The organism is Arthrobacter globiformis (genome assembly GCF_030818015.1).
In the GTDB taxonomy this organism is placed as follows: Bacteria; Actinomycetota; Actinomycetes; order Actinomycetales; family Micrococcaceae; genus Arthrobacter; species Arthrobacter globiformis_C.
The window spans coordinates 3811948-3829102 of the sequence record NZ_JAUSZX010000001.1 but is presented as its reverse complement, the minus strand read 5'-3'; the positions used below and the strand labels follow the sequence as shown (position 1 = coordinate 3829102).

At 66.8% G+C, this 17155-nt stretch carries 17 protein-coding genes; 4 read left to right on the top strand and 13 right to left on the bottom strand.

Features of this window, described 5'->3' with window-relative positions; translation table 11 throughout:
• The first annotated feature begins 27 nt into the window (after window positions 1–27).
• Complete coding sequence (locus QFZ23_RS17965; RefSeq protein ID WP_306924961.1) at window positions 28–1095, top strand: UDP-N-acetylmuramate dehydrogenase; 1068 nt, start codon at window positions 28–30, stop codon at window positions 1093–1095.
• Window positions 1096–1139: 44 nt separating this feature from the next.
• Window positions 1140–2246: a winged helix DNA-binding domain-containing protein gene (locus QFZ23_RS17960; RefSeq protein ID WP_306924959.1), complete on the top strand. Its 1107-nt coding sequence runs from the start codon at window positions 1140–1142 to the stop codon at window positions 2244–2246.
• A gap of 398 nt (window positions 2247–2644) precedes the next feature.
• Here the strand turns inward: QFZ23_RS17960 and asd are convergent, their stop codons facing one another.
• The 13 genes from asd to QFZ23_RS17895 form a co-directional block, all read right to left on the bottom strand.
• A complete protein-coding gene (gene asd / locus QFZ23_RS17955) occupies window positions 2645–3787 on the bottom strand; it encodes an aspartate-semialdehyde dehydrogenase (protein WP_306924957.1) in 1143 nt (380 codons plus the stop codon).
• A 76-nt stretch (window positions 3788–3863) separates the two neighbouring features.
• Window positions 3864–4265 (bottom strand): hypothetical protein, encoded by a 402-nt coding sequence (locus QFZ23_RS17950; RefSeq protein ID WP_306924955.1) that lies wholly within the window; start codon window positions 4263–4265, stop codon window positions 3864–3866.
• A complete protein-coding gene (locus QFZ23_RS17945; protein ID WP_306924953.1) occupies window positions 4252–4905 on the bottom strand; it encodes a hypothetical protein in 654 nt (217 codons plus the stop codon). The genes QFZ23_RS17950 and QFZ23_RS17945 overlap by 14 nt, the downstream gene beginning before the upstream one ends.
• Before the next feature lie 9 nt (window positions 4906–4914).
• The gene (locus QFZ23_RS17940; protein WP_306924951.1) at window positions 4915–5994 is read right to left on the bottom strand and encodes a WXG100 family type VII secretion target; all 1080 of its coding nucleotides are present in this window, start codon (window positions 5992–5994) and stop codon (window positions 4915–4917) included.
• Between the two features lie 119 nt (window positions 5995–6113).
• A complete protein-coding gene (locus tag QFZ23_RS17935; RefSeq protein ID WP_306924949.1) occupies window positions 6114–6332 on the bottom strand; it encodes an NF038396 family protein in 219 nt (72 codons plus the stop codon).
• 3 nt (window positions 6333–6335) lie between these two features.
• Complete coding sequence (locus QFZ23_RS17930) at window positions 6336–6920, bottom strand: dihydrofolate reductase (RefSeq protein ID WP_306924947.1); 585 nt, start codon at window positions 6918–6920, stop codon at window positions 6336–6338.
• Window positions 6917–7720, bottom strand: coding sequence for a thymidylate synthase (locus tag QFZ23_RS17925; RefSeq protein ID WP_306924945.1), 804 nt, complete (start codon window positions 7718–7720; stop codon window positions 6917–6919). The genes QFZ23_RS17930 and QFZ23_RS17925 overlap by 4 nt, the downstream gene beginning before the upstream one ends.
• A 9-nt stretch (window positions 7721–7729) precedes the next feature.
• Window positions 7730–8197, bottom strand: a complete 468-nt coding sequence (locus tag QFZ23_RS17920; protein ID WP_306924943.1) for a GntR family transcriptional regulator — start codon at window positions 8195–8197, stop codon at window positions 7730–7732.
• Complete coding sequence (locus QFZ23_RS17915) at window positions 8194–9852, bottom strand: hypothetical protein (RefSeq protein ID WP_306924940.1); 1659 nt, start codon at window positions 9850–9852, stop codon at window positions 8194–8196. Before QFZ23_RS17915 ends, QFZ23_RS17920 begins: the two co-directional genes overlap by 4 nt.
• A 159-nt stretch (window positions 9853–10011) precedes the next feature.
• On the bottom strand, window positions 10012–10983 hold the full coding sequence (locus tag QFZ23_RS17910; RefSeq protein WP_306924938.1) for an NUDIX hydrolase: 972 nt from the start codon (window positions 10981–10983) through the stop codon (window positions 10012–10014).
• A gap of 11 nt (window positions 10984–10994) precedes the next feature.
• On the bottom strand, window positions 10995–13244 hold the full coding sequence (locus tag QFZ23_RS17905; protein ID WP_306924936.1) for an RNA degradosome polyphosphate kinase: 2250 nt from the start codon (window positions 13242–13244) through the stop codon (window positions 10995–10997).
• A gap of 105 nt (window positions 13245–13349) precedes the next feature.
• Entirely contained in the window at window positions 13350–14321 is a 972-nt protein-coding gene (gene mshD / locus QFZ23_RS17900) for a mycothiol synthase (RefSeq protein ID WP_306924935.1), read from the bottom strand.
• A 272-nt stretch (window positions 14322–14593) separates the two neighbouring features.
• On the bottom strand, window positions 14594–15292 hold the full coding sequence (locus tag QFZ23_RS17895) for a winged helix-turn-helix transcriptional regulator (protein ID WP_306924933.1): 699 nt from the start codon (window positions 15290–15292) through the stop codon (window positions 14594–14596).
• Window positions 15293–15513: 221 nt separating this feature from the next.
• Here QFZ23_RS17895 and QFZ23_RS17890 point away from each other — a divergent pair, with 221 nt between their 5' ends.
• Both QFZ23_RS17890 and QFZ23_RS17885 read left to right on the top strand, forming a co-directional pair.
• The gene (locus QFZ23_RS17890) at window positions 15514–16305 is read left to right on the top strand and encodes a permease (RefSeq protein WP_306924932.1); all 792 of its coding nucleotides are present in this window, start codon (window positions 15514–15516) and stop codon (window positions 16303–16305) included.
• Between the two features lie 163 nt (window positions 16306–16468).
• Entirely contained in the window at window positions 16469–17113 is a 645-nt protein-coding gene (locus QFZ23_RS17885; protein WP_306924930.1) for an FABP family protein, read from the top strand.
• The last annotated feature ends 42 nt before the right edge of the window (window positions 17114–17155 follow it).

Sequence of the window (17155 nt, the reverse complement as noted above, 5' to 3'; positions counted from 1 at the left end):
TGCTTCTGTTCCCTATAGGCTGGACTGGTGACCTCCCCAATGCTTTCCGACCTGACCACGGCCGCCGTCGGCGGTCCCGCCGGCAAATACGTCGAGGCCCGCACCGAGGCTGAGATCATCGAGGCGGTGCGCGCCGCGGACGCCGCCGGTGAGCAGCTGCTGATCATCGGCGGCGGTTCCAACCTCCTGATTTCCGACGACGGGTTCCCCGGAACCGTCCTGAAGATCGCCTCCGAGGGGTTCACCGTCAACGCCGAGGACTCCTGCGGGGGCGTGGCAGTGGTGGTGCAGGCCGGCCATAATTGGGACGCCCTGGTGGAGCATGCCGTGCTCCACGCCTGGTCCGGCATTGAGGCGTTGTCCGGGATCCCCGGCGCCACCGGAGCCACGCCCGTGCAGAACGTTGGCGCCTACGGCGCGGACGTCTCGCAGACCATTGCAGCGGTCCGCACCTGGGACCGGGAGCGCAACGCCGTGAGGACCTTCACCAACTCGGAGCTGAAGTTCGGGTACCGCGATTCCATCCTCAAGCAGACCACCGTCAACGGCTCTCCGCGCTACGTTGTGCTGACCGTCGAATTCCAGCTGCCGCTGGGCCGCATGAGCGCACCCATCCGCTATGCCGAGCTGGCGCGGGTCCTGGGCGTAGGGCAGGGCCAGCGAGCCTACTCGAACGACGTCCGCCGCGAGGTCCTGCGGCTGCGCGCCTCCAAGGGCATGGTGCTGGACCCGGCGGACCGCGACACCTACTCCACGGGTTCGTTCTTCACCAACCCGATCGTCCCCGCCGACGTGGCGGCAGGGCTTCCGGAATCCGCACCCCGGTACCCGGGCGGCGCCGACGGGCAGATCAAGCTGTCCGCGGCCTGGCTGATCGACCACGCCGGCTTCGGCAAGGGCTTCGGGCTGGAGGCCGGGAGCGTCTCCGGCGGCCGGGCCTCGCTGTCCACCAAGCACACCCTGGCCATCACCAACCGCGGCTCGGCCAGCGCCGCCGACATGGTGGCGATTGCACGCGAGGTGCGTGCCGGCGTCGTCGGGCGTTTTGGCATTGAACTGCACCCCGAACCGCTCCTGATCGGCCTCACGCTCTAGCGCTGCGGCGCCTGCTTCGTTACCGGGCGTCCTAGGATGGGCCCATGGCAGCTGTGGTGAAGATCCGGGTTTCGCCCAAGGTGATGGGCCGGCTGAGGCTGGCGTCGCAGGGGCTGCTGGGACCCGGATTCGACGGCGTGCCGGAGGCCGTCCGTGCGATGACCGCGATGCAGGCCCAGGATCTCCAGTCGGCGCTATGGGCTGTGGGTGTCCGGGTTCCCGGCGCCGGCCTGAGCGACGTCCGCCGGGCTTTGAATGACGGGTCCGTGGTCCGGTCGTGGCCCATGCGGGGCACGCTGCACCTGCTGGCGCCGGAGGATCTGCGCTGGATCCTGAACATCACCACGGCCCGTATGATCCAGGGCACGGCCGGCCGGCACCGGCAACTGGAAATCACCGGCAGCGACGTGGAGGCCTGCCGGGAGACAGCCCTCGGCCTGGTTGACGGAGGGCGGGCCGCCACCCGGGAGGAGCTGTTCGCGGCGTTCGAGGCTGCCGGGCAGGCCACCAAGGCTCAGCGCGGGGTCCACCTGCTGTGGATGCTGTGCCAGAGCGCCTCACTCGTCCACGGGCCGCTGGACGGCAACCAGCAGAAGTTCGTTGCATTCGACCGGTGGATCACGTCCTCACGGGACCTGGGCCGTGAGGAGGGGATCGCAGAGCTGCTGCTGAGATACCTGCGCGGCCACGGACCCGCCACGCTGCGCGACTTTGCCTGGTGGTCAAGCATTCCTTTGACCGAGGGAAGGGCGGCGCTTCCCGCGGTCAGCGGCCAGCTCGTGGAACTTGAGTTTGGCGGAACGAGCTACTGGCTCTCACCCGAGACAGCGGCGCTGCTCGACGACGGCGTGCCCGGCCAGCGGACAGTCCTTGCCCTGCCTGGGTTCGACGAGTTCGTGCTCGGTTACACGGACCGGAGCATCGTGCTGCCGCCCGAGCACGCGCAAAAGATCGTCCCGGGCGGCAACGGGGTGTTCAAGAAAGCCATCGTGGCCGGCGGCGAGGTGACCGGCACCTGGGTGAGACAGGGGAGCGGGCGGACGGCCGCCGTCGTGCCCGTTCCCTTCGACGACACGAAGCCCCTGGGCCAGGCCGCCTTGGCGGGTTTCCACCGCGCAGCTGAAAGGTACGAGCGGTTCCTGGCGTCCTGACGGGCGGGGCATACAGGACCGGGCCCGCGACCGCCCGGGGCAGACGCGAAACCGGCCCCCGCTCCGCGTGAACGGCCCGCACCGCATGACCGGCCCGGGACTATTGCGACGCTTCCTCAGATCTGGTCGCCTTTTTTGGCACGCGTCCTCACTTCCTGTAGCCAAAGGGGAAACGCTCCGGCAACTTTTTGCGGGAGCGTCGGGTTGGAAGCGGCGGGATGTGAGGACGCGTCGGGTTGGAAGCGGCGGGATGTGAGGACGCGTTCGGTTGGAAGCGACGGGATGTGAGGACGCGTCCGCGACCGCCCGGGGGCAGACGCGAAACCGGCCCCGCTCCGCGTGAACGGCCCCCGGGCGGGGCTGGTCGTGCGGGCAGGGCCGGTTAAGGTGAAAGCTGGCTACAGCGTGCCGGTGGCGATGTTGAGCATGCGGCGCAGCGGCTCGGCGGCGCCCCAGAGCAGCTGGTCGCCGACGGTGAAGGCGCTGATGTACTGCGGACCCATCTCGAGCTTGCGGATACGCCCCACCGGAATGGTCAGCGTGCCGGAGGCTGCCACGGGCGTCAGGTCGGCCATCGAGGCTTCCTTGGAGTTGGGCACTACCTTGGCCCATTCGTTGTCCTCGTCGAGCAGCTTCTCGATCTCGGCAACGGAGAGGTCCTCGCGCAGCTTCAGGGTGAGCGCCTGCGAGTGGGAGCGCATGGCCCCGATCCGTACGCAGAGGCCATCCATGATCACGTGGTTCTCATCCGAGGTGCCCAGGATCTTGTTGGTCTCGACACCGGCCTTCCACTCTTCCTTGGACTGGCCGTTACCGAGATCGGCGTCGATCCACGGGATGAGGGAGCCGGCCAGCGGCACACCGAACTGGGTGGCGTCGACGCCGGTGCGCTGGTGGGCCAGCACCTTGCGGTCGATGTCCAGAATGGCCGACGCCGGGTCGTTCAGTTCCGTGCTGACCTCGGCATTGAGCGTCCCGAACTGGCTGAGCAGCTCGCGCATGTGCCGGGCACCGCCGCCGGAGGCGGCCTGGTAGGTCATGGACGTGCCCCACTCGACGAGGCCGTTCTTGAAGAGGCCGCCGAGGCCCATGAGCATGCAGGAGACGGTACAGTTGCCGCCGATGAAGTCCTTGACGCCGTTGGCCAGTCCCTTGTCGATGACGTCGCGGTTGATGGGGTCAAGGACGATGATGGAGTCATCGTTCATGCGCAGGGTGGAGGCGGCGTCGATCCAGAGGCCGTCCCAGCCCCGGCTGCGCAGCTCGCCGTGGACCTGCTTGGTGTAGTCCCCGCCCTGGGCGGTGACAATAATCGGCAGCTTGGCCAGCGTCTCGACGTCGAACGCGTCCTCGAGCTTGCCGGCCGCGCCCGCGGCAGCACCGGCAAGAGTCGGGGCGGCACCTCCCGCGTTTGAGGTGGAGAAAAATACCGGGTTGATGCTGGCGAAGTCGCCCTCGTCCTGCATGCGCTGCATCAGGACGGAGCCGACCATGCCGCGCCAACCGACCAGTCCAACGGACGGAGTAGCTGCTGTAGTCATTTAGCCAGTTTATCTTTGGATTTGGCAGGCCGCAGTCGGTTACGTCACGGCCGCTGCAGCACTGGACGCAAAGACGTCAGTCGAGGGGCCGCGGAAGGTTGCGGGCTTTGCGCAGCTTCTCTGCCCTGCGCTCCTTGGCGTACGCGGACCACGCCGCCAAGGGTACGAGAATTCCGACAGGCACCACCCACCAGACTTCGCCCAGGATTCCCCACGTGCCGTCGAGAGCGATTCGGACAATGCCGTAGACGATCCCGCCCGTGAACAATGAGGCAAGAACCGCCAGGAAGAGCAGCCCGGCGGAGCTGTTGACGGGCTTGACCAGGCCGTGGCCGTCGTCCTTGCGCACGCCATATTCGGCCGGCGTGTAGCCCACCATGTCGCCGTTCTCGGCCCGGCGGTACAGCAGCTTGTCGTCGGGGGTCTGCGACGGAACGTAGCCCGGCTCCTGCGGGACACCCTCGCTACGCCTCGCCACGGGCATCCTCAATCGCCGCCAGCAGCCCGGCATCATCCAGCCCAGCTGTTTCTGCTACCTCGTCCTTGTCGAAATCGGGAACCCCGGTGGTCCAGGAGGTCTCCTCACGGCGGACCAGCAGGTGCTGCTCGGAAGCCAAGGTTTTGAAAACCAGGTATGCGGAGCCGCCACGGTTTTGTTCGACGTGCTGGCGGATCACCCGGAGTGTCGCCTCCGCCGAGGAGATGGCGGGATCCTGGGCAAAGACGAACCAGGTGCCCAGGAGCCGGGGCTGGAGCATCAAGGAAACGCCCGGTGCTTCCAGCATCGCCACGTTGTCCATCGCTTCGCCGGTCAAGAGGGAGATCTCCGTCCACCGGGTCGCCTGGCCCAGCGCAGTGGCGACGGCAGCCGCCACGCCTTTCACGCCCAGATCACCGTCGTCATCAACCGCAGCCAAGTCACGGGCCAGCAGCGAGGACGCGCCGGCGGTGGAGAGGGTGACGTCGTCGATCATCTCTTCGGCGCGGAAGACGCTGACTGAACGGTCGCGGGCAGGGCCCTCAAAAACGTTCAGCAGGTAGGCGAACTCACCCACGCCGAAGCCGATGACGTCGATGCCGAGGCGCGGTTCCTGCTGGGTTGGGTCCTGAACAGTCATGCTTGTCTCCTAATCGCCGAATCCGAAGAACTTGCCCACGGATTTGCCTGCGTCAACCAACGTATCCTTCGTGTCGCTGACGAACTTTCCGGGGTCCTTCACGGCGTTGACGACGCCTTCGCCGATGTCCTTGCCAACGCTGCTGATGGTGTCCCAGTTCTCGTACACCGCTATGCCGACGCTGGCGACCTGGCATACAGTCCCGGCGGGGGGCGGCAGGAAGCACCCGACACCCAGGAGTCCCTTACCTGCGCTGGCCAACCCGCCCTTGATGTCGCCGTCGGAAAAGCTCTTGACGGAGTCGTAGGCGCTGAAGCCGACGCCGGCCCAGCCAAGTCCCCGCGCGAGGCCCGACTTACCCAGCCATTCGAGCTTGGTGCCGGCCCCGATCCACGGTTTCTCCTCCAGGAGGGGACCGAACTTGGAAAGGATGCCAATGTGTTTGTTCAGGTTCTTCAGCGACGCAATGTCAGTAGCCTTGTCGATCAGCCCGAGCCCGCGATGGGCGGACGCCGACCCCTTCAGCAGGTCGTCCAGGGCCGAGTTGCCGAGGAGCCGGTGTGCAGCAAAGCCGGGGCCGCCGATGCGGTGGCGGCCCTGTAGGAACGACTTGATGAAATCGGCCCGCTGGTTCTTCAGCACCCAGCCGTACTGCCCGAGGTGCTTGGCCAGGGTGAAGGGGGCCTTGATGAACTTGTGCAGGGTCATGCCCGCCTTGAGCGCTCCGATGCCCCCGAGCAGCACGCCGCCCAGTGTTCCTGCCAGCGAGCCGCCGGGATCGCCAAGAGTTACGGGACCGCCGCCGGAACCCGGGGCGGCGTCGCTGGCCTTCTCCTGCTCGTTGGCGTTGTCCAGCAGCTTCCTGGACTCGTCCTTGAGGGCGCGCGCTGTCCGCTGGATGAGCGCCCGGTGGTTGCCGTTCCAGTCCGAGCGGAACTGGGTGGCGTCGTTGCCCTTCCATGAAGGGTTGTTGTTGATCTGGTTGGTCAGCTGCGATGACGTCTGCAGCAGGGTGTCGGAGACCTTTCCGAACTGCTGTGCGAGGGTTCGAAGCTGCGCGACGTCGGCGCCCCACAAGTTACCTGTCACTGCGGCATCATCCCCCAAAATCCTGACCGTTCCGCGTGGGCACGGTTGCTGCTAAGTCCAGCCATCACTCTAGTTCGGGCCCAAGGCCGCCGCGATGGGCAGCACTCCCCATCCGGACGCTACTGCCGGTCGGGCTCCTCCAGCAGCGCATTCTTGCGGGCGCGCAGGGCAAAGAAGGCGCCGAACGCAAACACCTGCGTCACCACCACCAGCACGATGATCCCGGCGATCTTGTTGCCGCCCAGGATCATGGTCAGGCCCACGATCGCGGACAGCAGCGCAAGCAGCGGCAGCAGCATGTAGCCGAGCACAAAGAGGGTTTCAGGTTTACGCAGCATCTTCTAACCTTCCGAGCGGTTCCACTTGGTGAACCGGTAGCGGGTGCCGTTGGCCCCGGTCAGCCAGCCGTCGGAGGGCACGGACGTGCCGGCGACCCAGCCGTCACCGAGCTCCGGGGCGTAAGTGTCGCCGTCGGCGTCCACATCGATGGTGGTGACCACCGCGACGTTAGCCAGGCCAGTGGACTCCTTGAAAATTTCGCCTCCGCCGAGGATCCAGACTGCTTCGCAGCCCGGGGCGAACTGTGATTCCAGCAGGGCGTCGTCGAGGGATTTAACGACGACGGCGCCCTCCGCCTCGGGCGTGCTGCCCCAGTTCTCCTGCCGGGTGATGACGATGTTGGTCCGGTTGGGCAGCGGACGGTACTTCGCCGGGAAGGAGAGCCAGGTCTTGCGGCCCATGATGACGGGATGGCCGGTGGTGACCCTGGTGAAGTGTTTCAGGTCCTCGGGCAGGTTCCACGGCATGTCGCCGTCCTTGCCGATGACGCCGGCAGGCGTCTGTGCCCACACGAGTCCAATCCCGGACATCCCTGCGGCGATGTCCTCGCTGAAAGCCTGCCCGTCCATAGTGCCCTCCGTGCTCATACGGCGATCGGCGCCTTGATCGTGGGGTGGTGCCGGTAGCCCACCACTTCGAAGTCGTCCAGGGTGTAGTCGAAGATCGACGCCGGCTTGCGGGTGATCTTTAGCTGCGGGTACTCGTAGGGTTCCCGGTCCAGCTGCTTCAGGACCTGGTCCATGTGGTTGTCGTAGATGTGCACGTCGCCGCCGGTCCAGACGAATTCGCCGGGCTCGAGGCCGGTCTGCTGCGCCAGCATGCAGGTCAGCAGCGAATAGGAGGCGATGTTGAACGGCACGCCCAGGAACATGTCCGCGGAGCGCTGGTACAGCTGGCAGGAGAGCTTGCCATCCCCGACGTAGAACTGGAAGAACGCGTGGCAGGGCGGCAGTGCCATGTCCTTGAGCTCGCTCACGTTCCAGGCCGAGACGATGTGCCGGCGCGAGTCCGGGTTCGACTTCAGGCTCTCCACGAGCTCGGCGATCTGGTCAATGTGCCCGCCGTCCGGGGTGGGCCAGCTCCGCCATTGGACGCCGTAGACCGGCCCGAGTTCCCCCTCGGCGTCGGCCCACTCGTTCCAGATGGTCACGCCCTGGTCCTGCATCCACTTCACATTGGAGTCGCCGCGGAGGAACCAGAGCAGCTCGACGGCCACGGACTTGAAGTGCACCCGCTTGGTGGTGATCAGCGGGAAGCTCTCGCCCAGATCAAAGCGAATTTGGCGTCCGAAAACGCTGCTGGTTCCGGTGCCGGTGCGGTCTGATTTGTGCGTGCCGTTGGCCATGACGTCGCGCAGAAGGTCTTCATAGGGCGTTGGGGTGCTCACCCGTCCAGTCTAGTCGGAGGCCGCCGAAGGGTCCGAAGGCAGGCCGCGGCGGCGCTGCAGACTACCACGGAGCAGCGCAAGAAGCTCCTCGTCGGGCAGGCCCGCCTTGGTTCCGGCCAGGATGAGACGCTCGACGGCGGCACCCAGTTCCGCTGCGACCGCACGCGAGCCGGCGGTAACGGAACCGGCCCCTCCGGAGCCGGGCACACCGGTGTCCGGCGCACCGTATGCCGGCAGCCCGACGACGACGGTTCCGTTGCGGCGCCGGGTTTCGATCAGCCCGCCCTGTTCAAGTTCCTTGTACGCGCGGGCGACGGTCCCTGCGGCAAGACCCAGGTCGGCCGCCAGGCTGCGGACCGCCGGCAGCCGCGTCCCGGCCGTGAGCCCGCCCGCGGCGATCAGCGCGCTGATCTGCAGCCGGATCTGTTCATACGGCGGAGTGGGGGAGCCAAGGTCCACCGAAATGCCAGCTGTCATCGCGCAGGTTCCACCGGTGCACGCCGAGCGGCCGGCGCGCTGCCCGGGCCGAATGCGGTCACGTGGATCAGGGAAAGCACCACGGCGGCTGCTACCAGCACGTACCCGGCGGCGGCCGCGGACGCTTCCCACATTTCCGCCGGAACCGTCTGCGTTCCCAGCAGCACACCCCATGCCCGGTTTGCCGATATCAGCAGGCCGCCCGCCTGTGCCAGCAGGACGGCGGCCAGAATCCGCACAATCCTGTTGAGCGTGACGGCACGGAGCGCCGCGTCCAGCCCGTCATCCGAAGTGACGATGCCGCGGCGCCGGCGTGCGGCTTGGGTTGCGGGCACAGCCGTGACGGCGACGGCGGCAGTTGCCACCGCCGTCGGAATCCAGCCCGGGGCCACCGACGTTCCGGGCGGAAGCGCTGCTTCTCCAACGGAGGTCATCACGATCACGACTGCGAGCAGCAGCAGGCCAATGATCGCGGCGGTGAGGAGGGCAGGCGCCACCGGCTGGACGGGCCAGCCGCGGACGGCCGGGGAAGCGCCGTAATTCCGTTCGAGGAGCAGTTCGCCTGCCAGGATGGCCAGCAGGACGCACGAGGCCATCACAGCTGAGACGACGGTGGCCCGGACCGGATTGGTGGAGCCCAGAAGGAACAGGACGGCAGTCCCCGGCGCCACCGCGGCGAGTCCGAGGAGGGCGCCGAGGGACACGGTGAGCACCGCGGCGGGATGCTTCTCGTTGCGGAGGTTCCGCACATTTTTCCGGCCGGACGGCGAAGCCCGGCCGCTTCGGACGTTGCGGTTTTGGACGCCGGCCAGCTGCGGTGGCTGCCACAGCCACATCACGAAAAGCACCACCACCGGCACCAGCCCGACGGGGTTGATCCACGTGGTGGTAACTGCCGGATCCGGACGGGTGGCATAGTTTCCGGCGATGGCCGCCAGTCCCGCGGCAACGGTGGAGACAGTCCGCAGCAGACGGTTCATGGCGATCGTGCGGAGGAGGACGTTGTCGCCGGCATTCAGTGCTTCGAGCTGCCGGCGGCGGGAAATCAGCCACAGGACGAGCATGGTTCCGGCCGCCAGCAGCAGGAGGGCGGCGCCAAGGCAGGCGGCCAGTTCGGTGCCGGCAATACGTCCGTCGCCGCCCACAGTGGGGCCGGATTCCCCGTATGGCGGGGAAGCGTAGGGCAACGGGCGGTACGCCTGCTGCATGGCCGTCCATGCGATGGTTGCGGCGGAGGCGGCGAAAATGCCGAGGGTGGTCCACGCGAGCTTCCGCGGAAGAGAGTCCCTTACCCGCCGGACGGACAGGGTTGCCAGCCGCCGCGGACTGCGGGGACCCGGATAGCTGAGCTGGCCAAGCGCGTGGACACCGAGGCAGCCGGCTACCGGCCACGCCAGCGCCTTCAGGATGTCGGCAGGTTGCTGCAGTGACGGCGTCTGCGGGTTGAGCGGAATGATGCCGGCGTTCGCTGCTCCCTGCAGTGTGCTTGCCAGCCAGCCGATGACACCAACCCAGAGCACGTGGTCCGAAACTGACTTCGGCGAGGTGCCGGCGCCCGGCGCCCAGACAACCCAGCGCAACAATCCGTAAATGCCCACTGCGGCAAGCAGCGGTCCCAGCAGCGCCATGGGCGGCAGCTCGAACTGTATTGGCATCAGATCCCCCAATGATCTCCAAAGCGCCTATTCCGCAGCGCCGTCTTTGTATCAAGTATTTGATACAAAGACGGCGCGGTCAAGGCTGCCTGGCTCAAGGCGGGGCGGGTTAAGAGGGCCAGGGCAAGGAGCGGGCGCCTAGAAGGCGGAGCCAGGGGCTCAGTCGTCGAAGGGCTTGAACTGCTCCACGGACACGATCCTGCTCTTGCTGCCGTGCGCCACGTGGCAGATGATCATTTCCCCCGGGGCGAGGTATGGGTCAGCCACCGGCAGCAGGCCCTTGAGCCGGGGGGTCATGTACCCGGCAAGCCGGCCCAGGACGGTGGGGAGGGCCGGCCGGTGCGTGCACAGGACCACCGCTCGCTGCTTGTCGAACAAGGCGTCGACGACGGCAGCAGTCTTTTTGGGGTTGCGGGCATGCCGGTGCTCCGTCAGCGCATCCACCAGTTTGACCTTGGCGTCCGAGGACTTGACGTAGGGTGCGATGGTGGCCACGCAACGCAGCCACGGGCTGCTGACCACACGCTGCGGTTTCCACGCCTTCAGCAGCCGGTGCACGGCCTGTGCCTGGCGGATACCGGTGGCGGCCAGCGGCCTTTCGCCTTCGGCCTTGGTCCACGACGAGCGCGGTTTGGCCTTGGCATGGCGCACTATGACGAGGGGCCAGGTCTGCAGTTCCTTCCGGGCATGCGCCGCCGCCAGGTACTCCAGCGGCGCCCGGTCCGAGGGGTTGGACAGCAGTTCGGCGGCCCGTTCCGGGCTGCACCACATGACGCTGTCCACTTCCTTGCCGTCAGGTCGCAGGGAATTGCCCGTGACCTCAACGGCCCAGTAGTGCACAACCTTCAGCCCGGCGGAAACATGGTAGTGGATGGGCGGGAGCGGGATGCCCAGCGGCGCCACGAGGCCGATCTCCTCCTCCACCTCGCGGACCGCGCACTCTGGCACGGTTTCGCCCGGGTCAAGTTTGCCCTTCGGCCAGGACCAGTCGTCATACCGTGGCCGGTGGATCAGGAGGACTTCCAGTTGGTCCTTCTTGACGCGCCAAGGAAGGGCGCCGGCCGCCGTGACGGCTACCTGCTCGCCCGGGTGATCGGTCTGATCCGCTATGGGTGAGTCGCTGCTCTTCAAAGGCCGGGTTCCTACCGCCGGACGACGGCGCGCTGCCGGGAGCGTGATGCCAGGAGCCAGGATTGGACATCGTCAAGCTTGCTGCCGTCATCGCCGATATGGTGGCGGGTCCACTCGCCGTCGCTGTCCAGGTGCCAGCTGGACGTCTCGGGGTCCATGTACCGGCGCATGAGGTCCAGGACATAGGCGGTGTCTTCACCGCCGGACAGCTGCACTAGCGCCTCCACCCGGCGGTCCAGGTTGCGGTGCATCATGTCCGCGGAACCGATGTAGACCACGGGGTCGCCGCCGTTGCCGAAGGCGAAAACGCGTGAGTGCTCAAGGAAGCGGCCCAGGACGGACCGGACCGTGATGTTTTCGCTCAGACCAGGGATGCCGGGGCGCAGCGAGCAGATGCCGCGGACAACGACGTCCACCTGCACGCCGGCCTGGGAAGCACGGTACAGGGAATCGATGATGGACTCATCCACCATGGAGTTGACCTTGATCTGCACGCGCGCGGGAATCCCTGCGCGGGCGTTGCGGATTTCGGCCTCGATCCTTTCGATCAGTCCCGAACGTACGGAACGGGGTGCCACCAGGAGCCGCTTGAAGGTCGACTTGGGGGCGTACCCGGACAGCTGGTTGAACAGCTTGGAGAGGTCCTCGCCCACCTGCTCGTTGGCTGTCAGGAGTCCGAGGTCCTCGTAGTAGCGCGCGGTCCGCGGGTGGTAGTTGCCGGTTCCGATGTGGCAGTAGCGGCGCAGCCCGTCCACCTCCTGGCGGACCACGAGGGAGAGCTTGCAGTGCGTCTTCAGGCCCACGATGCCGTAGACCACGTGGACACCGGCCTGCTCCAGCTTGCGGGCCCAGGAAATGTTGGCCTGCTCGTCGAAACGTGCCTTGATCTCCACGAGGGCCAGCACCTGCTTGCCTGCCTCAGCGGCGTCGATGAGGGCATCGACGATGGGGGAGTCGCCCGAGGTGCGGTACAGGGTCTGCTTGATGGCCTGCACCTTGGGGTCCGCCGCAGCCTGTTCCAGGAACGCCTGGACGGACGTAGAGAACGAATCGTACGGGTGGTGCAGAAGAATGTCCCGGCGGCGCATGGCGGCGAAGACGTTCGCGGCTTTGGACGTCTCGGACTCGTTCAGGTATCGGGAGGTGTGGGGCACGTGCTTGGGGTAGTGCAGGTCCGCGCGGTCAATGCTGCCAATCACGGAGAGCCCGCGCAGGTCCAGGGGTGCCGGAACGGAGTAGACCTCCGACTCCTCCACGCCGAGCTCGCGGATCAGCAAAGCGCGGATGTTCGGGTTGATGTCGTTGGTGACTTCCAGCCGGACGGGCGGGCCGAACCGGCGGCGCAGCAGTTCCTTTTCGAGCGCCTGCAGGAGGTTCTCGGCGTCGTCCTCTTCCACCTCAACGTCCTCGTTGCGGGTCACCCGGAAAGTGTGGTGCTCCAGGACCTCCATGCCGGCGAAGAGCTGGTCCAGGTGGACGGCGATGACTTCCTCGAGGGCGATGAACCGTGCCACGCGGCCGGGCACCGAGCCGGCCCGGGGGCCATCGATGGAGATCAGGCGGGGGAGCTGGTCCGGCACCTTGACGCGAGCGAACAGCTCCTTGTCGCTGACCGGGTTCCGAACCACGACGGCAAGGTTCAGGGAAAGGCCCGAGATGTAGGGGAAAGGGTGGGCGGGGTCAACCGCCAGCGGAGTAAGGATGGGGAAGACTTTCTCCGCGAACATGACGCTGAGCCGGTGCCGGGCTTCGTCGTCGAGCTCGTCCCAGTGCATGAGGTGGATGTGCTCATAGGCCAAGGCCGGCCGGATCTGCTCCGCGTAGACCTGCGCGTGCCGCTGCTGCAGGCGGTGGGCTGCCTCGCCGATCTGTTCCAGGACCTGGACGGGGCTCAGCCCGGCGGGGGAGGGGACAGCGAGCCCGGTGGCGATGCGGCGCTTCAGGCCGGCCACGCGGACCATGAAGAATTCGTCGAGGTTGGAGGCGAAGATCGACAGGAAGTTGACGCGTTCCAGCAGGTACAGGTCAGGGTCTTCGGCGAGTTCGAGAACCCTGGCATTGAACGCGAGCCAGCTCAGCTCGCGGTCCAGGAATCGGTCAGGGCTGATCTCGCCTTCCGGTTCCAGGATGGCGGCGAACTCGGGGATGTCGATCCGGTCCTGCGTTGCGCGGGAGGCCGGCACTTCGGAGGAACCGAACCGGGCGCGCGCAGGGGCCACCTTGATTTCGGTCGTGGCTGTTCCGGCGGATTCCGGTTGCATGCGCTCTCCTTGAGTACTGGCGGGTTTAGTTTCAACCTTACAAGCATTCACCGGTCCGGGACCCGAAGATTTCAAGGCCGGCGGCACGCGTGCTGGAGGGTATGATCAGCGTCCCTCAAGCGGCCCGTACATGACGTCCATATCCCAGCGCGTGAAGCCCAGCCGTCGGTACAGCGAGACAGCCGGAGTGTTGTCCGCATCCGTGTACAGCATGACGGCGTGCAGGCCCTGCTGCTGGAGGTGCCGGATCCCGGCGATGGTCAGCGCCTTGCCCAGCCCCATGCCCTGGGCGGCGGGTGTGACACCCACGACGTACACCTCGCCGATGGCCGGGTGGGTCCCGTGCTGCGGATGCACTTTGGTCCAGTGGTAGCCGAGGAGCCGCCCGTCCCGGTCCTCCGCCAGCAGGAAGCCGGCGGGGTCGAACCAGGGTTCATCCATCCGGGCCTGCAGGTCGGCCCTGGTGAGGGAGCCCTGCTCCGGATGGTGCGCGAAGGCCTCACGGTTGGCCGCGAGCCACGCGTCCTCATCCTTGCCCGGCACGAAGGCGCGAATCGAGACCCCGTCCGGAAGGCCGGCGTCGGGCAGGTCGGCGGCGGCGGTGGTGAGCCGCATCTTCCACAGCTCCCGAACCGGTCCGTAGCCGTACCGGGCGGCCAGGTCCGCCGCTGCCTCATGGTTGCCGTGCGACCAGGCCTTGAGCCCGTCCAGGCCGCGGGAGGACTTGAGTGTGCCAACGAGCCGGTCCGCAACGCCCTGGTTCCGGTAGCTGGGGTGGACCGCGATTTCCACCACGCCTGTCCCGTCCGGCTCCTCGACGACCACGGCGAAGCCGGCCAGGTCCTGTGCCGTGGCTGGGTCCGACTGCTCGTCGGGCGCGTAGAGGGCAAGGGTCAGCAGCGTGTGCGGGCCCGTGTCCGCCGCGCGCATGGTCACGAGGGTCTGTTCGGAGACGGGGGGATTGCCGTCCGATTCCTCGGCGGCGGCCAGCAGGACGCGGACGTCTCGCAGCAGGTCTTCATCCGCACCGCCCTTGATGACAAGGACGGGCCATTTCTCCGGGTGCGCAGGACTCATGCTGTAAGGCTATACGGACGCCGCCAGGGCACGCCCGATTTGGAACAGGCCGTGGCGCCCCGTATAGTCATTACCTCAGCCGGCATTTATGGCAGGTTGTGAGGGGGATCCACCACTGGGGTGGCCTCGATACGTTCGACCCGTATGTCCTCCACTTGTAGCTAGAAATACAGAACGGCCCGGCTCTGGTGAGCCGGGCCGTTCTGCGTTCTGCTGCGGGTCGTGCCGGGAAGCCGACACCCTTGGGCGGGCCATATCGGGACCCTGGGGCCCTACGCTTCGGTGAGTTCGTCCTCCTGCTGGCGCATGAGCGTGAGCCGGTAGCCCACGTTGCGCACCGTGCTGATGAGGTTCTCGTGGTCGGCGCCCAGCTTGGCGCGCAGCCGCCGGACGTGGACGTCCACGGTACGGGTGCCGCCGTAGTAGTCGTAGCCCCACACCTCGGTGAGGAGCTGCTGCCGGGTGAAAACCCGGCCCGGGTGCTGCGCCAGGTACTTCAGGAGTTCGAATTCCTTGAAGGTCAGGTTCAGTGCCGCGCCGTTGACGCGCGCCGTGTAGCTCGCCTCGTCAATAACGACGCCGGCGGCCCGGATTTCGGAGGGAGCCTCGTCCTGGTCCGGTACAGCCCGGGCAACGGAAAGTCGGATCCGGGCCTCCACTTCGGCAGGGCCGGCGGAGTCGAGCACGATGTCATCGACGGCCCAGGCGGAGGATACGGCGGCCATGCCGCCTTCGGTGAGAATCAGGACCAGAGGTGCGCTCAGGCCGGTGGCCTTCAGGAGCTGGGTGAGGGAGCGGGCGCCCACGAGATCTTTGCGCGCGTCCAGAAGCACGATGTCGCAGGGGTCCGTCTCAAGCAGCGCTGTGGGCTCGGCGGGGAGGATGTGCACCCGGTGGTTCAGGAGCTCCAAGGCAGGCAAAATGTCCACCGATGAACCGGTGCTGTTGGTCAGTAACAGGATGTGCGACATTATTCCTCCATGGGGCTGTCCGCGCATCGTCGGGCGACTGAGCTGATGTCTGAGTATACCCAACGGCCCCCGGACGGACACTGATCGGCCGCACGCGCGCGCCTTGTTTACGACATATGGCGTTCACATAGGGCAGGATTGAAACCGTCAGGGGGCCGAGCCCTGCCCGTCAACGGCACAGCCAGGATGAGGTCGCAGCAGATTTGAGTGCAGAGTCCGAGATGAGTACGCCGGGGCCCGCTCCGGACGTGGGTGTTCCGGCCGCTGCAGGCCGGACGCTGAAGTCATGGAGCATCGGGGTCATTGGCCTGGTGGGCCTGGCGACGCTGGTGGCCAGCGTCTTCCGGACTTCCGACGTCCTCCTCGCGGTGGCCGTGCTGTTTGCACTGGCCATCGGCGTCGGCTGGCCGCACTACCTGGAAATCCCCGCCAAGAAAACCCTCGCCGCCGTGATCGGGCTGCCAGGGGCCGGCTCGGCCGTTGCCGCCGCCTTCGCCGCCGCCCCCGGCTACCTCAACTGGACACCCGGCTTCATCGCCCTGGGTGTCACCGCCGTCTTCCTCGTCCAGCTGGTGCGCGGCACCGGCCAGGCGCAGCGCCTCGAGTCGACGCTCGGCTGCTGCGTGGGCGTCCTCCTGTCCTGCCTGGGCTCGGGATGGATCGCCGGGGCCAGGTACAACGGAGTCAAGGAGATGGTGCTGGTGGCCGGCATCAGCGCCGCCGTCGCACTGCTCGCCGGCCTCATCCGCTGGCCGGACCGGATCATTGCGCCCCTGGGCATCACCCTGGCCGGACTGGCCGGCCCCCTCGCCGGCCTCGTGTTCTCCGACATCGCCGTTTTGCCCGCCGCCGTGTTCGGTGTTGTGGTGGGTGCGGTCCTGGTCAGTTTCCGCAGGCTCGTGACACTCCGGGGCGCTCCGCTGAACTTTCCGGCTGCCCTGGGCATGGGGCTGGCACCGATTGCGGCGGTCGGTTCGCTTGCCTACTTCATAGACAAACTACTCATCTCCTGACGTATTAGGATGGCATCATGTCCGTACTTGCATTTGAAATCTTCTTCCTTGTCCTGCTCGGCGTTGCCAGCCTGTCCATGGCCTGGTTTGCCGGTTTTGTTGTCTACCGACTGTTCAAAGGACAGCGGTAACCCCTGCTTAGCGGTTTCGAGAGGTAGCGGCTGTGCCTATTGAAATTCCTACAGACCTGACCCCCGAACTGGTTCCCCTCTCCTGGCTCATCGGTGAGTGGGAGGGCCGTGGCCGGCTCGGGGCCGGTGATGAAAGTTCAGAGCACTTCCTGCAGCATGTTTCCTTCACCCACAACGGTCTGCCGTACCTGCAGTACCGTGCGGAAAGCTGGCTCACCGACGAGGACGGGACCAAGCTCCGGCCACTCACAGTTGAGACCGGATTTTGGGCCCTGGAGCGCAAACAGCTGGAGGCCGACAGCGGCCCCGGCCTGGTTCCAGGGGACATCGTGCCCGTGCTTAAGAGTGCCGATGAGGTGGAGGCCCTCCGCAACAAGGATGGCGGCTTCGACATCTCGGTTTCGATCAGTCATCCGGGCGGCATTTCGGAGCTGTACTACGGCCAGATCAAGGGGCCGCAGATCCAGCTCAGCACCGACATGGTGATGCGCGGCAGCCACTCGAAGGACTACAGCGCGGCCACCCGGATCTTCGGGCTGGTCGACGGCAACCTGCTGTGGCGGTGGGACGTGGCCACGGGCCGCCCGTCGGCACCCGGCGCGGCTGCCCAACCGGCTGCTGAGGCTGGCAACGGCCTCGAGGCGCACGCCTCGGCGTTCCTTAAAAAGGTCACCTGACCGCAGCCACCCCGCTGTTCCGCACCCCTGCTTCCGCGGCAC

Bases quoted from the DNA above. Each gene is read 5' to 3' on its own strand.
- QFZ23_RS17960 (WP_306924959.1), top strand. From the start codon at position 1,140: ATGGCAGCTGTGGTGAAGATCCGGGTTTCGCCCAAGGTGATGGGCCGG.
- asd (WP_306924957.1), bottom strand. From the start codon at position 3,787: ATGACTACAGCAGCTACTCCGTCCGTTGGACTGGTCGGTTGGCGCGGC.
- QFZ23_RS17945 (WP_306924953.1), bottom strand. From the start codon at position 4,905: ATGACTGTTCAGGACCCAACCCAGCAGGAACCGCGCCTCGGCATCGAC.
- QFZ23_RS17935 (WP_306924949.1), bottom strand. From the start codon at position 6,332: ATGCTGCGTAAACCTGAAACCCTCTTTGTGCTCGGCTACATGCTGCTG.
- QFZ23_RS17930 (WP_306924947.1), bottom strand. From the start codon at position 6,920: ATGAGCACGGAGGGCACTATGGACGGGCAGGCTTTCAGCGAGGACATC.
- QFZ23_RS17920 (WP_306924943.1), bottom strand. From the start codon at position 8,197: ATGACAGCTGGCATTTCGGTGGACCTTGGCTCCCCCACTCCGCCGTAT.
- QFZ23_RS17915 (WP_306924940.1), bottom strand. From the start codon at position 9,852: ATGCCAATACAGTTCGAGCTGCCGCCCATGGCGCTGCTGGGACCGCTG.
- QFZ23_RS17905 (WP_306924936.1), bottom strand. From the start codon at position 13,244: ATGCAACCGGAATCCGCCGGAACAGCCACGACCGAAATCAAGGTGGCC.
- mshD (WP_306924935.1), bottom strand. From the start codon at position 14,321: ATGAGTCCTGCGCACCCGGAGAAATGGCCCGTCCTTGTCATCAAGGGC.
- QFZ23_RS17895 (WP_306924933.1), bottom strand. From the start codon at position 15,292: ATGTCGCACATCCTGTTACTGACCAACAGCACCGGTTCATCGGTGGAC.
- QFZ23_RS17890 (WP_306924932.1), top strand. From the start codon at position 15,514: ATGAGTACGCCGGGGCCCGCTCCGGACGTGGGTGTTCCGGCCGCTGCA.